We start from the raw sequence: 18,180 nt of genomic DNA, 5'->3' as shown, positions 1-18,180 counted from the left end.
TGACCCCTTGTTAATTTAACCAGGCTTCTATCAGTCTCAAAAATCCAAAAAGCCTATTTACAGCCAAATTGACTCGGGCCTTTTTAGTCAGCCCCCAATCGGCGGTCGGCCGTCGGCCGTCACCTCTTATCCCACCAAACCTTCGACACATACGAATCCCCCTTCGACAAACGACCTACCGCCTGCTCATAATTCGCCTTGTTCAAGAGTGCCTCGCGGGACGAATAAATCGTCCGACGTGGAATAGTACCGCCCGTAGACCCCTGAAACGGCCCCGGTTTCAATGCCGGATAACCCATTCTGCGCCACTCGATAAATGCTTCGTAGGAGCGGCCGAAGAGCTGAATCCATTTCTGAGTACCTATTTTTTCCAGTTTCTGCTCTTTGGTAAGGCCGGTCCATGAGAGTTCCTTTTCAAATGCAGCCGGTACCGTGGTCACATTGTAAGGCGTTTGCGCCAATGCCGCCTTCACGCCATCCTGGTAAAACTTCTCGGCATCCGCGGGTGTCCCGCCCCAGCCTTCGAGTGCGGCTTCCGCTTTGTAAAACGACACATCCGCGAACGACATCACCATACACGGAATGGCCGGACTATATTCGCGGTTGAAGAACGTGAGCGTGGAAACGGTGCTGTAATCGTCTTTGATAATGGTTTTCAGGATTTCATCCGTGAGCGCTACGCCTATGCCCTTGTACGCGGGCGTGCCCGCCTTCACCGAATTCACACTCGGCTGCGCAATACGCGGCAGGCGCGGGTCAGCGCTGGCTACGAGTTGGGTAACAAACGCGTCGGCGAGGTATTTCAGGTCGGGGCTGCCGGCCAGGAACTGGTTCAACACCGGGTGTACATTCGCATTGGTGGCGTTGTTGTAGGTGGGTACTGTAGCGTCGTCGGCAGCGCTTTCCAGGAGCGGCTGGCCCATGGCCTCGGTCACGGTTTTTTGTGCCAAAGCGGGATCAGCATAGCGGATACGCATTCCAAGCCGGAGTTTCAGCGAATTGGCATACTTCTTCCATTTATTAATGTCGCCCTTATAATAAAAATCCGCGCTGCCGTAGCTTGCATCACCGGCCGTAAGCTGCCCGATGGCTGCGTTCAGGTCGTTGATCAGCGACTTATAAATCGATTCCTGCGTGTCAAATACAGGCTTGGTATTCACATCCGAAGGCCCCAGCGCGGTACCGGAGTACGGCACATCACCAAAAAGATCGGTAAGCCGCTGCCAGACCGAAATCTCGACAATGCGCGCGATCGCCAGCTTGCTGCGGCCGCTCGGATCATTTTCTTTCCCTTTCAAAACTTCATTACGGACCTGGCTGATATTGCGGATCAGCGTATAATGCGCGTCCCAGGTGTTATTGTCGCTTTGCTCGATATAGCGCGAGCTCGATACCAGCACGCCCCCGGCCCAATGCTGGATCCAAGACCCGTATTGGCTGTTGGGCACTTCGTAACCTTCCGCAAATGCGGCGTCCTTCTGCACTTTCGAAAGCAGCAGCCCCGGATCAACGGTCGTGACCGATGTAGGCGGTGTATTGATTTCCTCGAAATCGCCGGTACAGGCCTGTAAAAGGCATATCGCACCGGTGAGCAGGATAGATGGGATTATATTTTTCATATCTCAAAAATTTCCGGTTTGAACAATTACAACTCCACGTTCAGGCTGACCCCGAAATACCGCAGCAATGGCAACGCGGTGGATTCGAGCCCCAACGACGAGTTATTGACGTTGAACGACGAAGCCTCCGGCGCGAAGCCTTCCGTTTTGCGTTGCAGGTAGAACAGGTTACGGCCATAAATACCCGCCCGAATGCTTTTGAACGGCGTGCGGCTGATGAGCGTGTTAGGCAACTGGTAGTTCAATGTCAGCTCGCGGAACATGATATAGCTCGCGTCGTTGAGCATCTCCTCGGGGATCACATTGTCCTTGTCGGGAGCCACTACATTCCAGTAATCCTGCGCCCGCACCTGCCTGGTGTTCGCCTGGCCGGTGCCTACCCACGTTCCGTTGTCGGATTTGGAAGCCACCACGCCGTCGGCTACATAAGTACCGTCGCGGCCCGGCAGGGTCTTTTTGATTGTGCCGTAAACCAGCTCTTCACGCAAGCTCTGGGAGTAAATTTTCCCGCCCTGGCTGATATCGAACAACCCCGACAGGCTTATTCCCTTATAGCGGAAAGTGTTGTTGAAGCCGCCGATCCAGTTCGGCAATGCATTGCCCAGTTCGTACAGGATTTTGGAATTGGATTTCAGGGGCAAACCGGTCGTCGGGTCGATCAGTCGGTTGCCGTTATCGTCGCGGAGCCATTGGAAGCCGTTCCCGACGAGCGTCCCGAACGGCTTGCCCGGCTCGGCCACCACGTTCACGCCGCGGTCGGCACCTAGCACGTAGGTATCCACACCTTCGGCCAGCGCCACCACCTGGTTACGGTTTCTGGAAAAATTGAATGTCGCATCCCAGGTGAAACCATCGGCAGTTTTAACCGGTGTGCCATTCAGGGTCAGCTCCACACCGCGGTTGCGGATTTCGCCGGCGTTGATCCTCCGCGAAGCAAATGTACTCGAAGGCGGCAGGGGCACGTCCAGGATCTGGTTTTTGGTAGAGGCATTGTAGTATGCAAATGCCAGCCCTGCGCGGTTCTTGAAAAAGCGCGCTTCCACCCCGAACTCGATCGAAGTTGTCAGCTCGTTTTTCAGATTAGGATCGGGAATAGTCGACGAGAACGACGCCAGCGGCACACCACCGTGCGCGACCTGATCGAGCGAATAGGTACCGGTGAGCTGGTAGGGCGAGCCCGAGCTCCCCGCCTGTGCTACGGAGGCGCGGAGTTTCAGGAAACTCAATGTATTGCTCCGGATATTGAATGCGTCCGTGACGACGAAACTCGCGCTCACAGCAGGGTAAAAGAAGGAGTTATTGGCCGGCGAAAGCGTTGAAGACCAGTCGTTACGCGCCGAGAAATCGAGGAAAAGGTATTCCTTATACCCTACCTGCCCCGACAAATACACCGAATTGATCGACGATTCCGTGAGGCCGAACACGTAGGAGTTGATCAGCGTGTTATTGATGGCATATAATCCTGGCACAATAAATTCAGTACCTGTGTTGCCCGTGGTGCGCGAATAGAATTTCTGATGGTTAGCACCCAGGTTGAGGCCGAGTGAAATGTCTTTCGTCAACTGCGGGGTTAGCGAGAGCAAAATGTCGCTGTTATCCTCCCGCACGCGGGTAACCTGTTCGGAAATATCGCCGTTGCGGTTGGCACTTTGGTAAGTGCCTTTTTCGCGGTAACGCAGGCGCTGGTCGGTATAGAAATCGGTCCCGGTTTTGGCGGTGAGGCGGATCCAGTCGTTGAACTGGTAGCTCAGGCGGATCAAACCGAGCAGCCGCTGGCGGTCATCCGAGTTACGGGTGTGATCGACCGTCCAATACGGATTCGCGGTTGACGAATTGGTCGCATAAGTCTTTTCCATTCCCACAAATGGTACCGTTCCATAGCCAAGCTGCTTCGCCACGTCCTCAGCGGTCCATGCCGAATTGGCCAGGATGCTCATCGGCATGCTGCGCGGCTGGCTGATAAACAAATAGGCCGGGTTATCGCTCGCATCCGAAACCGTAGGGCGGTTGGCGCCTTTCTGACCGATGTAGTTCGCTTTGACATCCAGTTCCAGCTTTGGCGTAATCTTAGCCACGGTGCGGAGGTTGACGTTATTGCGTTTCAGCGTGTTGCCCGGCGTGTACCCGTCGATATCCGTGCGGCCATATGAAAGCCGGTAGTTGATATTGTCGTTACCGCCTTCCAGACTCAGGTTGTTGACCAGCTGCTTTTCCTTTCTGAAAAAAGTCTGAAAGGTATTGGGCTGCGGCGTAAAATTGAGCACATTACCCCACTGATCCTCATACTGCTGGCCATCCATGCGGGCACCCCAGCTCGAACGCGTGAAACGGTCGCGGCCGCCGCTGGCTTTGGGCATGCCCTGAATGTTGCCGGCCTGCGCCGCTGCCCAGGTATATATTTTGCCGTCGTTGCCGCGGAAATGTGTAAATGCTCCATCCAGCCCCTGACCGTATTCATCCTGAAAATCGGGCAGTACCAATGCGTCGCCTATCGAGTAGTCAACGCCATATTTAATGCCAATGCCCTTTCTCGATTTGCCCGACTTGGTGGTGATCAGCACTACCCCATTACTTCCCCGCTGGCCATACAATGCAGCCGCATTAGGCCCTTTCAACACGGAAATCGACTCTACATCCTCGGGGTTAATGTTTGAAATACCATCCCCGTAGTCGATACCGCCCGTTGAAGAGGGTGAATTAGGATTGCTGTTGTCCATCGGGATGCCATCTATCACGTAAAGCGGCTGGCTGTTGCCGACAAGCGAATTGGAGCCGCGGATTACCACACGCGACGAGCCTCCTGCTCCGTTGGCGGAGCGCGTCACCTGCACGCCGGCCATTTTCCCCGCCAGTGTAGTGGCAAGGTTGGCCTCCTTCGCGGTACTGATTGCCTCGCCGCCTATTTCTTGCACCGAGTAGCCCAATGCACGCTTGTCACGCTTGATACCCAATGCGGTAACCACTACTTCCGAGAGATTTTGCGTGTCTTCTGCCAGGGTAACGTTGATCTCCGATTGCGTGCCTACCACCACCTCTTTCCGCACATAACCTACAAAGGAGAACACCAGCACCGCCGAGGCGTCTTCTACCGCAATCTCATATTTCCCTGCCACGTCCGTAGCTGTACCTCGTGTAGTGCCTTTTACGAGCACGCTTACGCCAATCAGCGGTTCTCCTTTCGCGTCCACTACCGTACCACGCACGGCCGACTCCGCCACCTCTGCCCTCGTGACAGGCGAGAGGGATGCGAGCGGACTATCCAGCGGCAACGCCGAGCTCTCACGGACCGGCGCAGCACTGCTATCCTTTTTGCGGCGGTCTTTCGAAGCCAGCAGCACGTACGTATTTTCCTTGATCTTCTTGTATTTCAATCCGGTGGAAGCCAGCAATGCGTCCAGGTTCTGTTCCAGCGTTTTGGATGTGTTGACCGCCGCGGATGAAACCTTCAGATCGTCGAGCAGCTTTTCTTCGAACAGAATATCGGCGCCATAGCTCTCTTTCAGTTTCAGCAAAGCATCACGCAGGCGTACGGGCTGCGTTTGCCGCGTTTCGGTCTGCAAAGGGCGGGCCGATGCCAGCAACTGCCCGAATCCCGGCGGAGGGCACAAACTGAGCATGGCGTAAAGGCCAAATGCCTTTGCCAGAGGTACATGTGGGTTCATGGTAGCGTTTGGGTTAGTTAAAAAATCTAATTGGTGTCAGTAGAATCGGGAACAAGGCGCACCTGGTCATCACCGACCAGCACGCGCATATCGAGCATTTCGGACAGCACCGACAGCAGTTCGTCGGCCTGTCTGGCTTTGAATGTGCCGGTAACCTGCCGCGCGGCCAGGGCGGGATCGGCCACTACGATTTCCAGGCCGAATACCGTATTCAGCTCGCGGCTGGCATCGGCCAGAGTGGTATGGTCAAAATGAAAATGATGCTCCTGCCAAACCGCCGGGTCTTTTAGCTCCGTGACGGTCAGCGGTTGAATGGCGATCTTGCCATCCGTTGCGACGGAGGCCTTTTCACCCGGCTTCATATCGAGCGGCACGACCATTTCGGGGGAAGAAATCTGAACTTTGCCCTTGCTCAAAACCACCTGGGTACCTCTCTTGCGGGTATACACAAAAAACTCGGTACCGAGCACCGTCACCTTTCCCTGGTCGGGCGTGTGAACCGTAAACGGCTGGTGATCGACCTGGTGCGTTACCACAAAGCCTGCCTCGCCTGTGAGGTACACATCCCTGCCGAAGCTTCCGAAGCCCCACCGGAGGAGTTTCAGATCGGAATTGGCCAGCAGCGAAACGCGGCTTCCGTCGCTCAGCTGAATAGTCTGGCTTTGGGCATAACCCGTACGGTAATGCCGGTAGAGGATTGCATCCTGATAATAGTATCCGCCTGCGATCAACAAAACAGCTGCGGCTATGCGCAACAGGCTTCGCCACGGCAGAGATGATGAGCTGGCGACCTCGGTACGGGTGTCTTCGCCGTTAATCGACGGCTCTTCCAGCAACACCTGTACATTTTTAAATGCCTCCTCTACATCCGGCAAAAATTGCGGATGGCTGTTTTCCCATTCCTGTAACCATTCGAAATAGCGCTCCGCATTGCCCGGTTCGCCCAGCCATTCTTCGATGAGCTGCTTTTGCAGCACCGTGGCCTGGCCCGAGAAATAGGTGAAGAGCATTTCTTTGGATAATGGTGTGTTCATGCTTTTAGTTTGTCAGTTTTGTTTCAATGTTCGGCGCAATACACTCAGCGCCTTTGATATATGCCATTCCACAGCCTTTACCGTCACTCCAAGTTTCGCCGCGATTTCCTGGTACGACTTCCCCTCGAACCGGCTGAGAATAAACACCTTCTGGCATTGCGGCGGCAAAGCGTGGATCGCCCGCTCTACTTGCATATACAGCTCGTCCATTTCCAGAATATGATCCGGCGCAAGCACGTCCGAGTGAAAATCGTCGTCGAGCTCCTCCTGCCTGATTTTGTTGAACTCCCAGCGCAGATAAGTGAAGCACCGGTTGCGCACCGCCGTAAACAGATAAGCCCGGAAGGTGGATTCGATGCAGGTATGCAATTCCTTTTTCCAGAAATTGAGAAAAATTTCCGTTACCAGATCTTCGGCGATGGCTTTGTTGTACACAAACCTTGCGGCATGGCTGCAAAGCGGCTGGTAATAGGTCCTGAATAGCAGTTCATAACCCTTGGCAGCATCCTGCCGGAATGTGGTCCGGATAAAAAACTCCCTATCGGGCAGCGCATTATCGGGCGCGGCGGCCTCCGGCGGCCCCGGTCTCGGGTCGATCGGTCTTTCGGAGTTTTTCTCTGCGTCCGGTAGGTGTTCGGAAGGTTCGGGCGTCACGATTCGGGGCTGGGTTTAGGGCTACACCCGCAGGACAAAATTTGGGAAGGCTACCCTAGTTCTTCGATAAAAAACTTTCATTTTTTTATTTTGCATTCATAAAAATACGATACAATGCGCAAAAGCTTCATCCAAACCAAACCCCACCTCGTACTCCTCCTCGCCTGCCCCGTCATTGCCGTCATCGCCTGGATACGGAGGAGCTGTACAGTCGACGTGCAGCTTTACGATACTTACTATATACTCGGGATTAATTTGATCGCGGAATTTCTGATCACCATCATCCTGATTACCAGTCTGCTATACTGGTTTACACGAAACCGCACCGGCTTCCCGCAGCTAACAGCCGCACACGTGCTCGGCACAATCGGTATTGCGCTGTACATTACCAGCAGCACCGGCTACCCGCCCAACAACGCAATCGATACAGCTTTCTCACCCCAACAATACAAAGAATGGGAAGAAATGGGGCTGCGCTTTGCGGGCGCGGTGGTTACGTTCGGAGCATTCCAGTTATTGCTGGTCGCGAACCTGATCGTGAAATGGATAAAAACCGCCTGATAATCCGGGCGAGCCAGAGGATGGTTGATTACTAATAGCGAAGAATAATGCAGATAGTTTGGCGGCTTGCACCAAAGCCACCAGTCAATGAACCTGTTTGTTTTTCTCGCATTGTCGGTTTTCGTGGGCGGCGTTTCGCTGCTTGCCGCTTACCAGCAGGTCTCCGGACCGTCCAAATCAATCAAACTGGATTATTCCGTTTTCAGGTCCTTCGCATTGCGCGATTTTCTCTTCTTCCTTGCATGCGTAATGCCCGTTGCCGTGTTCTTCGGGGTATGGGGCATCACGACGGTCAATATCCCCTACCAGGACGATATCGACGCAATCCTGAAATCCACTTCGGCGATAGCGGAAGGAACGGGTTCACTCCGGGAGTTCTGGTCGGCGCTGTCCAAGCAGGACGATGAGCGCCGGATTGTAGTGGTCAGGTTAGTAGCCTGTCTGATGTATTGGGTAACCGGATCAATCGATTTTCGCCTTCTCGCACTCGCTGGAATCTGTTCCTATCTTGTTTTTCTCAAAATCGTCTTCGCCTGGTTCCGTTCTCAACGAAACCTGCCGCTAGCCCTTTTCCTGCCGGTTCCATATGTGCTCTTTTCCAATTTCAATTACGAAGCATTGTATTGGTCAATCATCCCGTTGCAGCAAATTGCGGTATACATTTGGGGGTTCGCTAGCATTTGGCTGGTTAGTAAAAATACCCGGTGGAGCCTGATATGGGGTGCCGGCTTGGGAATTTTAGCCCTGTACTCCGACGTATCAGGCGTGTTTATCGGACCCGTGGTTGCGCTGATATTATTAGCCCGTCGGGAATGGCTCGCCGCCTCGCTCTGGATGTTGTTATTCGGCGTTATCACCACATTTTACTTTCGTGGATTAACAGTACCTGATTTTCGTCCTACCACAGCTCAAAATTTGTCGTCATGGCGGGAAATGTTACTGATGGCGGTTGCGATGCCCGGCATGATTACCGACGTGATGTTAGAGAAGAGCGACGCTACAAGACTAGCTTTCTCCGCCATTGCAGGAATGGCGAGTCTGTCACTTGTGGGAGGCTGCGCTTTTTTGCTTGCCCGAAAGCTGTTGCGGGCTCCCGGCACGATTACACCAAACCAGTGGTGGCTTGCTGGCTGTGTTCTCTTCTTGCTGGCAACCTTTTTTGCGCTGGCATTCGGGCGTGCTGCCTTCGGTGCTCAAACCATTTTGCTAAGCAGATACAAGCATATCTTTACATTTTGGGCGACCTTCAACTATCTGCTATTACTTCAACTACCAGTGTTTCGGCGAATTTTTAGCCGACGCATGATCATCTTGCAAATGTGTGCCGTGATCTACTTTGGAAGCAGCTATTTTCAAACATGGGCAGATATGATGTATTTCCGAAAAACCATTCAGATAGACGCCTATGGCTGGACAAAAAACCGGGAATTTCCTTCCGCTCCTATTTACATCTCGGTTAAAGAGTCGGTCGATTCCATTTTTGAGAACGCATTAAAAAACCGGATTTACCAATTTCCCGATCTTCCATTCGAGGATTTGCGTCTGGCAGAGATAAGAGGATCATCAGACATTGCCGTACGAACAGCGACTTACATCCAGGTAGGAACCGAAGCACCAGCTTTACAATGCTCACCCGACGACGGTATTTACCTCATCATCCATTCCGGCGATGAAATCCATATGTTACCCATGCGCCTGAGAAGAAACTCGTTTCTGTGCTTCCTGCGTACCGGCCGCTATTATGCCGGCTACTGCGAGTCGATGGCAATGCTGAGGCAATATCTGTCCAAAAACAAAAAGTATAAACTCACGCTCGGTATCATCAGCGGCTCAAACCGCTATTTGCTCACCACGGGAAAAGAGGTTAGCACCAGTTAAATTCCTCAGATCAGCTTGTCAGGTGTAATGGGCAACTCCCGCACCCGCTTGCCCGTTGCATGGAAAACCGCATTCGCAATAGCTCCTGCAACGCCCACGATGGCAATTTCACCAAGACCCTTTGAACCGATCGGATTAGCCTGCACATCAGGCTTATCGATGTAATATACTTCGATAGAGGGCACATCGGCGTGAACCGGAATATGGTAGCTGGCAAAATCGGTCGTCACATAACGTCCGAAGCGATGGTCCATTTCCGAATGCTCCATGAGCGCCATACCGATGCCCCCTACCACGCCGCCGATCGACTGGCTGCGGGCCGTTTTGTAATTAATAATCGCCCCCACATCCGCGCACGTGACCACACGCGTAACGCGCACCTCGCCCGTGAGCGGGTCCACTTCCACCTCCACAAAATGGCAGCCAAACGAATACATTGAATATTGGTCGCGCTCCGCACCCGATTTTGACGCCTCCGTCACTTCAAGCTCGTTCAACCGATGGTGTTTTAAAATGTCGGTATAACTCAGCCCGTCTTTATCGTCGGCAGAACTAAATATCTTGCCATTCCTGGCCACCACCTCAGCTCCTGGCCTAAACTTTTCGGACATTTCCCCGGCCAAGGTCACCAATTTGCTTTTCAATGCTTCACAAGCTACATGCACCGCCGAACCCACACTAGGGATCGTGGACGAGCCATTCTGGCCGGGCGCATCCGGCAGCGCCGAATGGCCCAGATCGAAACGCACCTTTTTTGCATTCACCCCTAAAACTTTCGTGGCGATGCGGGTCATGGCGGTGCCGGTACCAGGGCCGATGTCCATCGTGGCGCTCTGCACGATCACCGAACCGTCGGCATGCATGACGGCCCGGGCCCTGGAAGGATGGCGGTGGAATCCGTACAGGCTGGATGCCATGCCGTAACCGAGCAGCATTCCGTTGCGTCTCACCGATCGCGGCTCCGGCAGCCGGTTTTTCCAGCCGATTTTCTCCGCACCGAGCTCATAGCATTCCCTTAGCGACTTCGCCGACCACGGCAGGTTCCGCTCGGGGTCGGACTCCGCGTAGTTTTTGAGGCGGAACTCCAGCGGATCTGTTTTCAATGCATAAGCCAGCTCATCCATAGCCGATTCCAATGCAAACATCCCCGTCGCATCGCCGGGCCCGCGCATCCACGTAGGCGTATTCACATCAAGCGGGAGCAGGCGGTAGCGGGTGGCTACATGCGGGCACGCATACAGCGCACGTGACGCGAGCACTGTGCGTTCCAGATGCTCTTCGTACATCGACGTCTGCCCTGTCCCTTCATGTACAATACCTGCCAACCGGCCGTCTTTCGCGGCGCCGATACTGATTTTCTGTTTGGTATATGGCCTGTAACCCACCGATGTAAACATCTGCTCCCGCCCCAATACCAGTTTCACGGGTCGTTTCAATTGCTTTGCAGCCATTACCGCCGCCATCGTATGCGGCCACACCCGAATGCCCGACCCGAATGCTCCGCCAATGTACGTGGCTACCACTTGTACATTTTCCCTCGGCAGCTTGAAAGCCTGGGCCAGTTGCCCCTGTGCGGATTTCACGCCCTGGTTTTTGTCATAGACCGTGAGCTTGTCCTCGGCCTCCCACACAGCGATAATCGCATGCGGTTCGAGCGGCTGATGATGCTGAGTGGGAATGGTATATTCGGCCTCTATCCGGACGTCGGCATTACGTAATGCCGACGCATCGCCGCGCTCATAATCCTGAAAAGGCGAGTTTTTGGCGCGCTGGACATTCTGAGGAATGCCGGCTTGTCCGATATTTTTTTCAAAATGCGTCTGATGGGCCTCCTGCTGGTACGTCACCCGCACAAGCGACGCGGCGTGCACTGCCTGTTCGTGCGTAGCCGCGACTACCATCGCCACGGGCTGTCCGTCGAAATAGATCAGTGGATCATAAAATACGCGCAATGCCGTACCCGCCGCGACGCGCTCCGCCGGCAGCTTTTTGGCAGGCCAGCCCGGTACTGTAATAGCATTGAGATGGCTGATCACCGCCAGTACGCCCGGCACCGCCTCCGCTTCGCGCGAATCGATGGCGGTAATGCTGCCTTTGGCAATGGTGCTCGTTACCAACACCGCGTGTACCAGTCCCGGAATCGCATATTCAGCCGAATAAGTGGCTGCACCAGTTACTTTCACCGCACCATCGACGCGACTGAGTGAAGTATCCGACGGATTATCCAACGATTGTCTCTTCATGATCCGATCAAGAAATGCCCGTTGCAGCTTTCAGAGCCGCAACGATCGCATTCGAGGTTAGTTTAATTTTAAATGCATTCTGCGTGGTGGCTTTGGCACTTTGCATTTCATGCTCTGCTACTTCCCTGAAAAGCTTTTCCGAAGGCGCCTGTCCTCTCAGCATGAGATCGATAGCCCAGTACCGCCAGGGTTTGTGCGCCACACCACCAAGAGCCATGCGAGCGTCCCAGATGCGGCCGCCGTCCATTTGCAGGGCAGCCGCCACCGATACCAATGCAAAAGCATAGGAAGCACGGTCGCGCACTTTCAGGTAATGGCTGTGTTGGGCAAATGCGTTGTCCGTCACCTCTATGGCCGTCACAAGCTCACCGGGTTGCAGGTTGGTATCCAGCTCGGGTTGCAGCGTAGAAAGCCTGTGGAAATCCTTGAACGGAACTCGCCGCTCCCCGCTCGTGCCGTTGATCACGACTTCCGTATCCAGGGCAGTAAGCGCCACGCACATGTCGCTGGGATGGACAGCAATGCACGAAGATTTTTCATTTCCTCCAAAGCCATTTCCCGCAAAAAAGATCGCATGCGTGCGGTTAACGCCCGCTTCCGCGCCACAGCCTGAGCCCGGCTTGCGTTTGTTGCAAGGCAATGCGAGATCGTAAAAATAACTGCAACGCGTACGCTGCAATAAGTTACCACCCACTGTCGCCATATTACGCAATTGGCCCGAAGCCCCCGCGAGCAACGCCTGCGCGAGCAGCGGCTGACGGCTCAGTACGCTTTTATTTTTTGCCACGTCGCTGTTCAGGGCCAATGCACCTATGCGGAGGCGATCGTAGCGGTGTTCTATTTTCTTTAATGGAAGATGGTTGATATCGATCAGCTTCGATGGCGACGCAATGCCGCGTTTCATAAGATCGACCAGGTTGGTACCACCGGCGATATATTGCGCTTCGGGGTAATCGGCGGCCATACTGATGGCTTCCGCAATGGTTTTGGGACGGAGATATTGAAATGGCTTCATACTTTCGTCCCCTCCTTTTTCACCTCAAGAATGGCGTCTACGATATTCGGATAAGCCCCGCAGCGGCACAGATTGCCGCTCATATATTCCCGTACCTCGTCCGCCGAGCCCGCATGCCCCTCGCGTATACACGCAACGCCCGACATCACCTGCCCCGGCGTGCAATATCCGCATTGAAAACCATCATGTTTGATAAACGCTTCCTGCAAAGGATGGAGCTTCTCGCCGTCTGAAAGACCTTCGATGGTCGTGACCTTCGCGCCGTGCTGCATCACCGCAAAAGTGAGGCAGGATAGTGTCCTGCGGCCATCGACATGCACGGTACAGGCCCCGCATTGCCCGAAATCACACCCTTTTTTGGTCCCGGTAAGACCCATATTTTCGCGCAGCAAATCGAGCAATGTCATACGTGGATCTATGGAAATGCGTCTGCGTTTCCCGTTGACAGTCAGTGAAAGTTTAACCTTCACCGCATTACCCACCGGCCCATCGTCGGGTGCCAGCGCGGCTTGCAGGAAATCCGCCGGGGCCATCGAAAGCCCGGCAAAAAACATGGATTGTTTCAGAAAAAAGCGGCGGTCTTCGTCAGGCACGTCGGGCGGAATAGCGTCGTGGTCGAGATCCATGGTTGTTCAGTTCAGTGAATATGTATTGAAAAGAGAGGTGGGGTTGTGATTTACCGGTTGAGCGGCGTGGGAATAGTCAGGTGTGGCCAGGAATGGTCAGGTGTAGGACGGTATTGTCAGGTATTGTCCGTAAGCGAATGCCATCGGGTATGTGATATGGATCGCAAAGTAGTGCGCCGCCGGAATCGTAAAATGCCGTCAGGCACATAATATTGGTAGAAAAAAGGGAGCCCCATTTTGTCAAAAATGCCGTCAGGCATGCAACAACAATGCTCTGTTGTTACATGCCTGACGGCATTTATCGGAGATTATATACGGCTCAGTTGCTACCAATATTGCATCGCTACGCGATTTTGGTGCCTGCCAAAAAGGGCAATCGTATCTCTATGAATTAGTAAGCCTGGTCAAAGCCATCCATTGCTTATTGAAAATTTGCAACGTACCATGTTTTTGCTTTCCCGGCCACCAGCTCTGCATTGATCGTCTTGCTCCCGTATTTCAACGTGCGTTTCTGCGCATTGGGGGAGGTTAGCGTCACGGATTTCAATTTGCCATTCTCCCAAACCTCGTCGACCGTTACATTACCGCGTGCTTTCAAACCTTTGACTGAACCGGTGGCCCAGGCGTCGGGTAATGCAGGAAGGAGCTCGATCACGCCGGTTTGCGATTGGAGGAGCATTTCGGCTACACCCGCGGTGGAACCCATGTTGCCATCGAGCTGAAATGGCGGGTGGGCGCAAAGAAGGTTGGCATAAGAGCCGCCGCCGTCAGCCATATTCGTACCCTGGTCGGCCACGGGCCGGAGTACACTTTTGAATAACTTGTGCGCACGGTTGCCATCCTGCAAGCGCGCCCAGAAGTTAACTTTCCAGGCCAGCGACCAGCCTGTACCGTCGTCGCCACGGGCGTTGAGGCTTACGCGTGCGGCCTCTGCTTCCGCCGGAGTTTGGGCAATCGAAATCTGCTTGCCCGGGTGCAATGCATACAGGTGCGAAACGTGGCGGTGGTGGCTGGTGGAGTCGTCGACATCCTCGCGCCATTCCTGCAACTGTTTCCAGCGGCCAATCTGCAAAGGCAATATCTTGTCGCGGGTAGCACGCGCCTTTTGCGCGAAATCGGCATCGATGCCGAGCAAAGCCGCGGCTTCGGCGGTGTTATTCAGCACGTCCCAGGCCATTTCGTGGTCCATGGTAGCGCCGGTAGAAATCCCGCCGTGCTCGGGTGAGTACGACGGCGAGGATACAAGGTGCCCCTTGCCGTCGCTGCTCAGGTAATCCATCCAGAACTCCGAAGCCTCTTTCATGACCGGATAGGCCGTGTTTTTCAAGAACACTTTATCGTTCGTAAATGCATAATGCTCCCACAAATGCTGGCAAAGCCATGCCGCACCGCCCGGGAAGAAGCCCCACGGGAAATCCCAGCCGGGCGAAGTATAACCGTAGGCGTTCAGCATTGTGTTCACGATCCACCCCTTGGCGTTGAAAAACTCCTTCGCTGCCAACCGTCCCGGCTCCACGATCGACTGCGTGAAATCCATCAGCGGCAAATGACACTCCGAAAGGTTGGTAGCCTCGGCTGGCCAGTAAAGCATTTGCACGTTGATATTGGTGTGATAATCGTTCGCCCACGGCGGATTGGTGCTATCGTTCCATTTGCCCTGCAAGCTCATAGGCATGGTACCCGGCCGGGTCGATGAAATCATCAGGTAGCGGCCATATTGGAAGTAAAGTTCTTCCAGACGGGGGTCGGGTTGCCCTGCCGAATAGGCTTTCTGGCGCTGGTCGGTAGGAAGTGCAGGCGCCGTGGCATTGCCCAACGTCAGCGCGACGCGGTCGAACAAGCCGTGGTAATCCCTTTGCTGCTCGGCGAGCAATTCGGCGTAATTTTTACCGGCCACCTTCGCCATAGTGGCAGCGTTAGCCTTTTTGTAGTCATTTCCTTTATAATGAGGGAATTTCATTACATAATCCGTAGCCACAGTGTGGATCAGGACGATGGACTTGGCGCCGGTAACCGTCAGCACGCCGTTGCTGAAAGCGGTTTTCCCGTCGGTATCGATACGGTAAACGGTTTCGAACTCCTGGCGATTATCTTTCAAATGCCCGCCAAATGTGTACTGATTTTTAGCAAACTGCTCATAATCTTTGGCATGGGGCGTTTCGAAACGTATGGAATAGGTTTCGGGCGTAGAAGAAGTAAACTTGTACACCATCGCCTTCGAGGGATAGTTGCCGAAATAGGTTCTTTCAAAGTGGCTGCCGCCCGCATCATAGCTCACTTTTCCTAATGCATCGGAAATATTAAGCTCGCGCCGGTAATTCTGCACGGCGCCTTTGGCAGGCGATTTGACGAACAGGTCGCCTACTGTCTGCTGCGCACCGAAATCGGACGACGGGCTATTCTCCTTTTTCTCATGGATAACGCCCGTCAGCTCCTTGTTCGCCAATGCGTGGGCCTCTTTCATTTTTCCGGCAGCGAGTAGTTCACGTACCTGCGGCAAATGTTTGTAGGCCTCTTTTTTTAAACCAAAATTATACTCGGCATTGGCCCCCTTACCTCCTGCCCACAAGCTGCCCTCCGAAAACTGAATGCGCTCCTCGTCCGTGCCGCCAAAAAACATGGCGCCCACGTGACCATTACCGATCGGCAATGCCTGGGTCATCCATTCTTTGGCAGGCTGGTCGTACCAGAGCGACAATGGTGCGGGTTTGGGTTTGGGATCAGGCTGCGCTTGCAGCGGGCTGAATGCGGTAACAGAACAAATGAGTAGTCCGAGAAATGTTTTCATCACTGGGGTTTTGGCAAATAATGGTAAAATTAGATGCCGTTTTTGAATTAAAAAATGGACTTCCAGACAATCATTGGTAGCTATTCGACCGCCAGTTTAGGAGAACCGGTAACTTTCACACTGTTTTTCGGCATGTTTTCCAGCTTGATATTCTTGCCCAGCACCTCTCCTTCCAACTTCAATCCGGCAATCTCCACATCCGAGCAGCCATTGAACCAGAACATATTATGGTTACCCGACTGCGGATTGAGCTCCCTCGTGCGAACGATCCGGTTGTTGCCTGCAAACAATCCCCGGGTGCTCTTGGCAAACAGCACCGGATAATCAAATGTATTAAAAGTATTACCCTCTATCCGGATGTTGAAATGGACAGGCTTTTTAACGTCGGCTATTTTGTTGGACGGGTTAATGGCGATCACCGCATTACCCGGCCCGCCCTGGTAGGCGCAGTCGATAAACTCGTTGTTGCGGATGGTAACATCCCGCACCGGCCCCGATTCATACCAGCCCTCCGCGTCCGCCTCGATCAGCACCGCACTCATGCCTGTACGGAAAAACGTGTTGTTTTCGATCACGGCTTTGCGCGGGGTCGTAAGCAGCACGCCGCGGGTGTTGGTACGGGTAAAGTAGTTACCCCGAATGAGCACTTCCGGCGTCCAGGTCATATTTTCGACACAATCGTGGTCTTCCAGCGTCGTGGGAACAGGTTTTTCGAAGGTTAGCAATATTTCGCGGTCGCTCAGCCGCTCAACCGTTTTGACGACCCCGCTCGCAAACCGCTCCATGGAACCCGCGTGGACAAATGCCACCGTGTCTTTGGGGAAGAATGCACTGAAACCGTAGCTCTGGCCATGCATAAACCGCACTTTCAGCGAGTTCGCATCCGGCCTGTCCACTATGCGGAGGTTGGTCCCATGCACATTGATCGGGTCGTCGTGCGCACCCGAGAACCGGCAATCTTCGACAGTAACCTTACCCCGGCATCCCGAAAAGTGCATAAAATCGGCGGACGAGGCGATAATACGCCCTGTTTCCGGCCGTGGCGCACAGGTAACGCGGCGCATGGTCACGTTTTCGGTGTATTGGCTCACAATGCCCAGGCCGTGCATATAATGCATGCCGACGTCTTCGAGCGTCACGTTTTTGCATTCGCGGATGTGCATCCCCACCTGGTCGCGGATAATATCGCGGACGGTAAGAATGTTGCCCGGCTTCGGTGTAACATCGGTTTTGAAACGCACCCGGCCCGCAGCGATTTCCGTCGCCTGCGCATGGACATAAGGTTTCCAGTCGCTGTAACGCATGGTTTTGAGGGTGGTGTCAAACTCGACGGCATGGAAATGCGTCGTTTTCCAGCCTTCCCCAAACCATTCCAGCTTACCGTCGCGGATGGCGTAGCGGGCATCGCGGTGAATGGCCAGCTCCACTTCGCCGCCGGAAACTTGCGTATACCGCATTTCCGACATGGTAGGCCGCTCGAAGTCGACATGGATGTTTTGCAGCTTCACGTTCTCGCAATGTTCGAGCACGATCGTCGTCATTTTCCCATGAAAAACAAACAGCGCACCGTTGCCATCGATGGTGAGGTTCCGGGCATTGCGGAAAAGCATCCCGATCGTCCGGATTTTAAGTGAATCCTCCTTTTCGGTAGCGGTATTGGAAATGAAATACTTTTCACGGATTGCACCGTCGGGCCAGAAATCGTACCGGCCTTTCGGGAAAGTGAGGGTCGTCTTCCCGGTGCGGATCGCCTCGTCGATCACTTTCTGAATGCTGGGAGTGACGTTCTCGTAAGTGTCGGGGCGAATACCAGCTTCGGTCACGGAAACCGTTTGAGCATGGGAACGGTATTGCAGCAATAATGCGCAGAGTAGCGCGGCATAGAAACGGTAAAGCAAGGGCATTGGGTTAGGGATTGTCAAGGGTGGTCAGGAATTGTCAGTTGTGGTCAGGAATTGTCAGGTGTTGTCAAGAATGGTCAGGGTGGTCAAGAATGGTCAGTTGTGGTCAGGAATTGTCAGGGTGGTCAAGAATGGTCAGTTGTGGTCAAGAATTGTCAGGGGTAGTCAAGAATGGTCAGTTGTGGTTAGGTATAGCCAA

Annotated in this window: 11 protein-coding genes; 2 read left to right on the top strand and 9 right to left on the bottom strand. The window is 53.9% G+C overall.

Annotated features, from left to right (window positions below; all coding sequences use genetic code 11):
• Positions 1 to 119 precede the first annotated feature (119 nt).
• The 4 genes from CLV60_RS03140 to CLV60_RS03125 are packed head-to-tail and all read right to left on the bottom strand — an operon-like array spanning position 120 to position 6,969.
• Positions 120 to 1,619 (bottom strand): SusD/RagB family nutrient-binding outer membrane lipoprotein, encoded by a 1,500-nt coding sequence (locus CLV60_RS03140; protein ID WP_106593895.1) that lies wholly within the window; start codon positions 1,617 to 1,619, stop codon positions 120 to 122.
• Between the two features lie 26 nt (positions 1,620 to 1,645).
• Positions 1,646 to 5,281 (bottom strand): SusC/RagA family TonB-linked outer membrane protein, encoded by a 3,636-nt coding sequence (locus tag CLV60_RS03135; RefSeq protein WP_229210791.1) that lies wholly within the window; start codon positions 5,279 to 5,281, stop codon positions 1,646 to 1,648.
• A gap of 26 nt (positions 5,282 to 5,307) precedes the next feature.
• Positions 5,308 to 6,315: a FecR family protein gene (locus tag CLV60_RS03130; RefSeq protein WP_106593894.1), complete on the bottom strand. Its 1,008-nt coding sequence runs from the start codon at positions 6,313 to 6,315 to the stop codon at positions 5,308 to 5,310.
• Between the two features lie 12 nt (positions 6,316 to 6,327).
• Positions 6,328 to 6,969: an RNA polymerase sigma-70 factor gene (locus CLV60_RS03125; protein ID WP_106593893.1), complete on the bottom strand. Its 642-nt coding sequence runs from the start codon at positions 6,967 to 6,969 to the stop codon at positions 6,328 to 6,330.
• 114 nt (positions 6,970 to 7,083) lie between these two features.
• On the opposite strand from CLV60_RS03125, the gene CLV60_RS03120 reads away from it, so the two are divergent.
• Positions 7,084 to 7,530, top strand: coding sequence for a hypothetical protein (locus tag CLV60_RS03120; RefSeq protein ID WP_106593892.1), 447 nt, complete (start codon positions 7,084 to 7,086; stop codon positions 7,528 to 7,530).
• Positions 7,531 to 7,617: 87 nt separating this feature from the next.
• Positions 7,618 to 9,408, top strand: a complete 1,791-nt coding sequence (locus CLV60_RS03115) for a hypothetical protein (protein ID WP_106593891.1) — start codon at positions 7,618 to 7,620, stop codon at positions 9,406 to 9,408.
• 5 nt (positions 9,409 to 9,413) lie between these two features.
• Here the strand turns inward: CLV60_RS03115 and CLV60_RS03110 are convergent, their stop codons facing one another.
• From CLV60_RS03110 to CLV60_RS03090, 5 genes are all read right to left on the bottom strand, one after another.
• Positions 9,414 to 11,651 (bottom strand): xanthine dehydrogenase family protein molybdopterin-binding subunit, encoded by a 2,238-nt coding sequence (locus tag CLV60_RS03110; RefSeq protein WP_106593890.1) that lies wholly within the window; start codon positions 11,649 to 11,651, stop codon positions 9,414 to 9,416.
• A gap of 7 nt (positions 11,652 to 11,658) precedes the next feature.
• Positions 11,659 to 12,666 carry an FAD binding domain-containing protein gene (locus tag CLV60_RS03105; protein ID WP_106593889.1) on the bottom strand — a complete coding sequence of 336 codons (1,008 nt, stop codon included), beginning with the start codon at positions 12,664 to 12,666 and terminating at the stop codon, positions 11,659 to 11,661.
• Entirely contained in the window at positions 12,663 to 13,292 is a 630-nt protein-coding gene (locus CLV60_RS03100; protein ID WP_106593888.1) for a (2Fe-2S)-binding protein, read from the bottom strand. The genes CLV60_RS03105 and CLV60_RS03100 overlap by 4 nt, the downstream gene beginning before the upstream one ends.
• A 421-nt stretch (positions 13,293 to 13,713) precedes the next feature.
• Positions 13,714 to 16,080 carry a glycoside hydrolase family 95 protein gene (locus CLV60_RS03095; RefSeq protein ID WP_106593887.1) on the bottom strand — a complete coding sequence of 789 codons (2,367 nt, stop codon included), beginning with the start codon at positions 16,078 to 16,080 and terminating at the stop codon, positions 13,714 to 13,716.
• Between the two features lie 80 nt (positions 16,081 to 16,160).
• Positions 16,161 to 17,984, bottom strand: a complete 1,824-nt coding sequence (locus tag CLV60_RS03090; RefSeq protein WP_106593886.1) for a right-handed parallel beta-helix repeat-containing protein — start codon at positions 17,982 to 17,984, stop codon at positions 16,161 to 16,163.
• Positions 17,985 to 18,180: the final 196 nt, after the last annotated feature.

The organism is Dyadobacter jiangsuensis (assembly GCF_003014695.1).
Classification (GTDB): Bacteria; Bacteroidota; Bacteroidia; order Cytophagales; family Spirosomataceae; genus Dyadobacter; species Dyadobacter jiangsuensis.
This window is presented reverse-complemented; position numbering and strand designations above follow the sequence as displayed.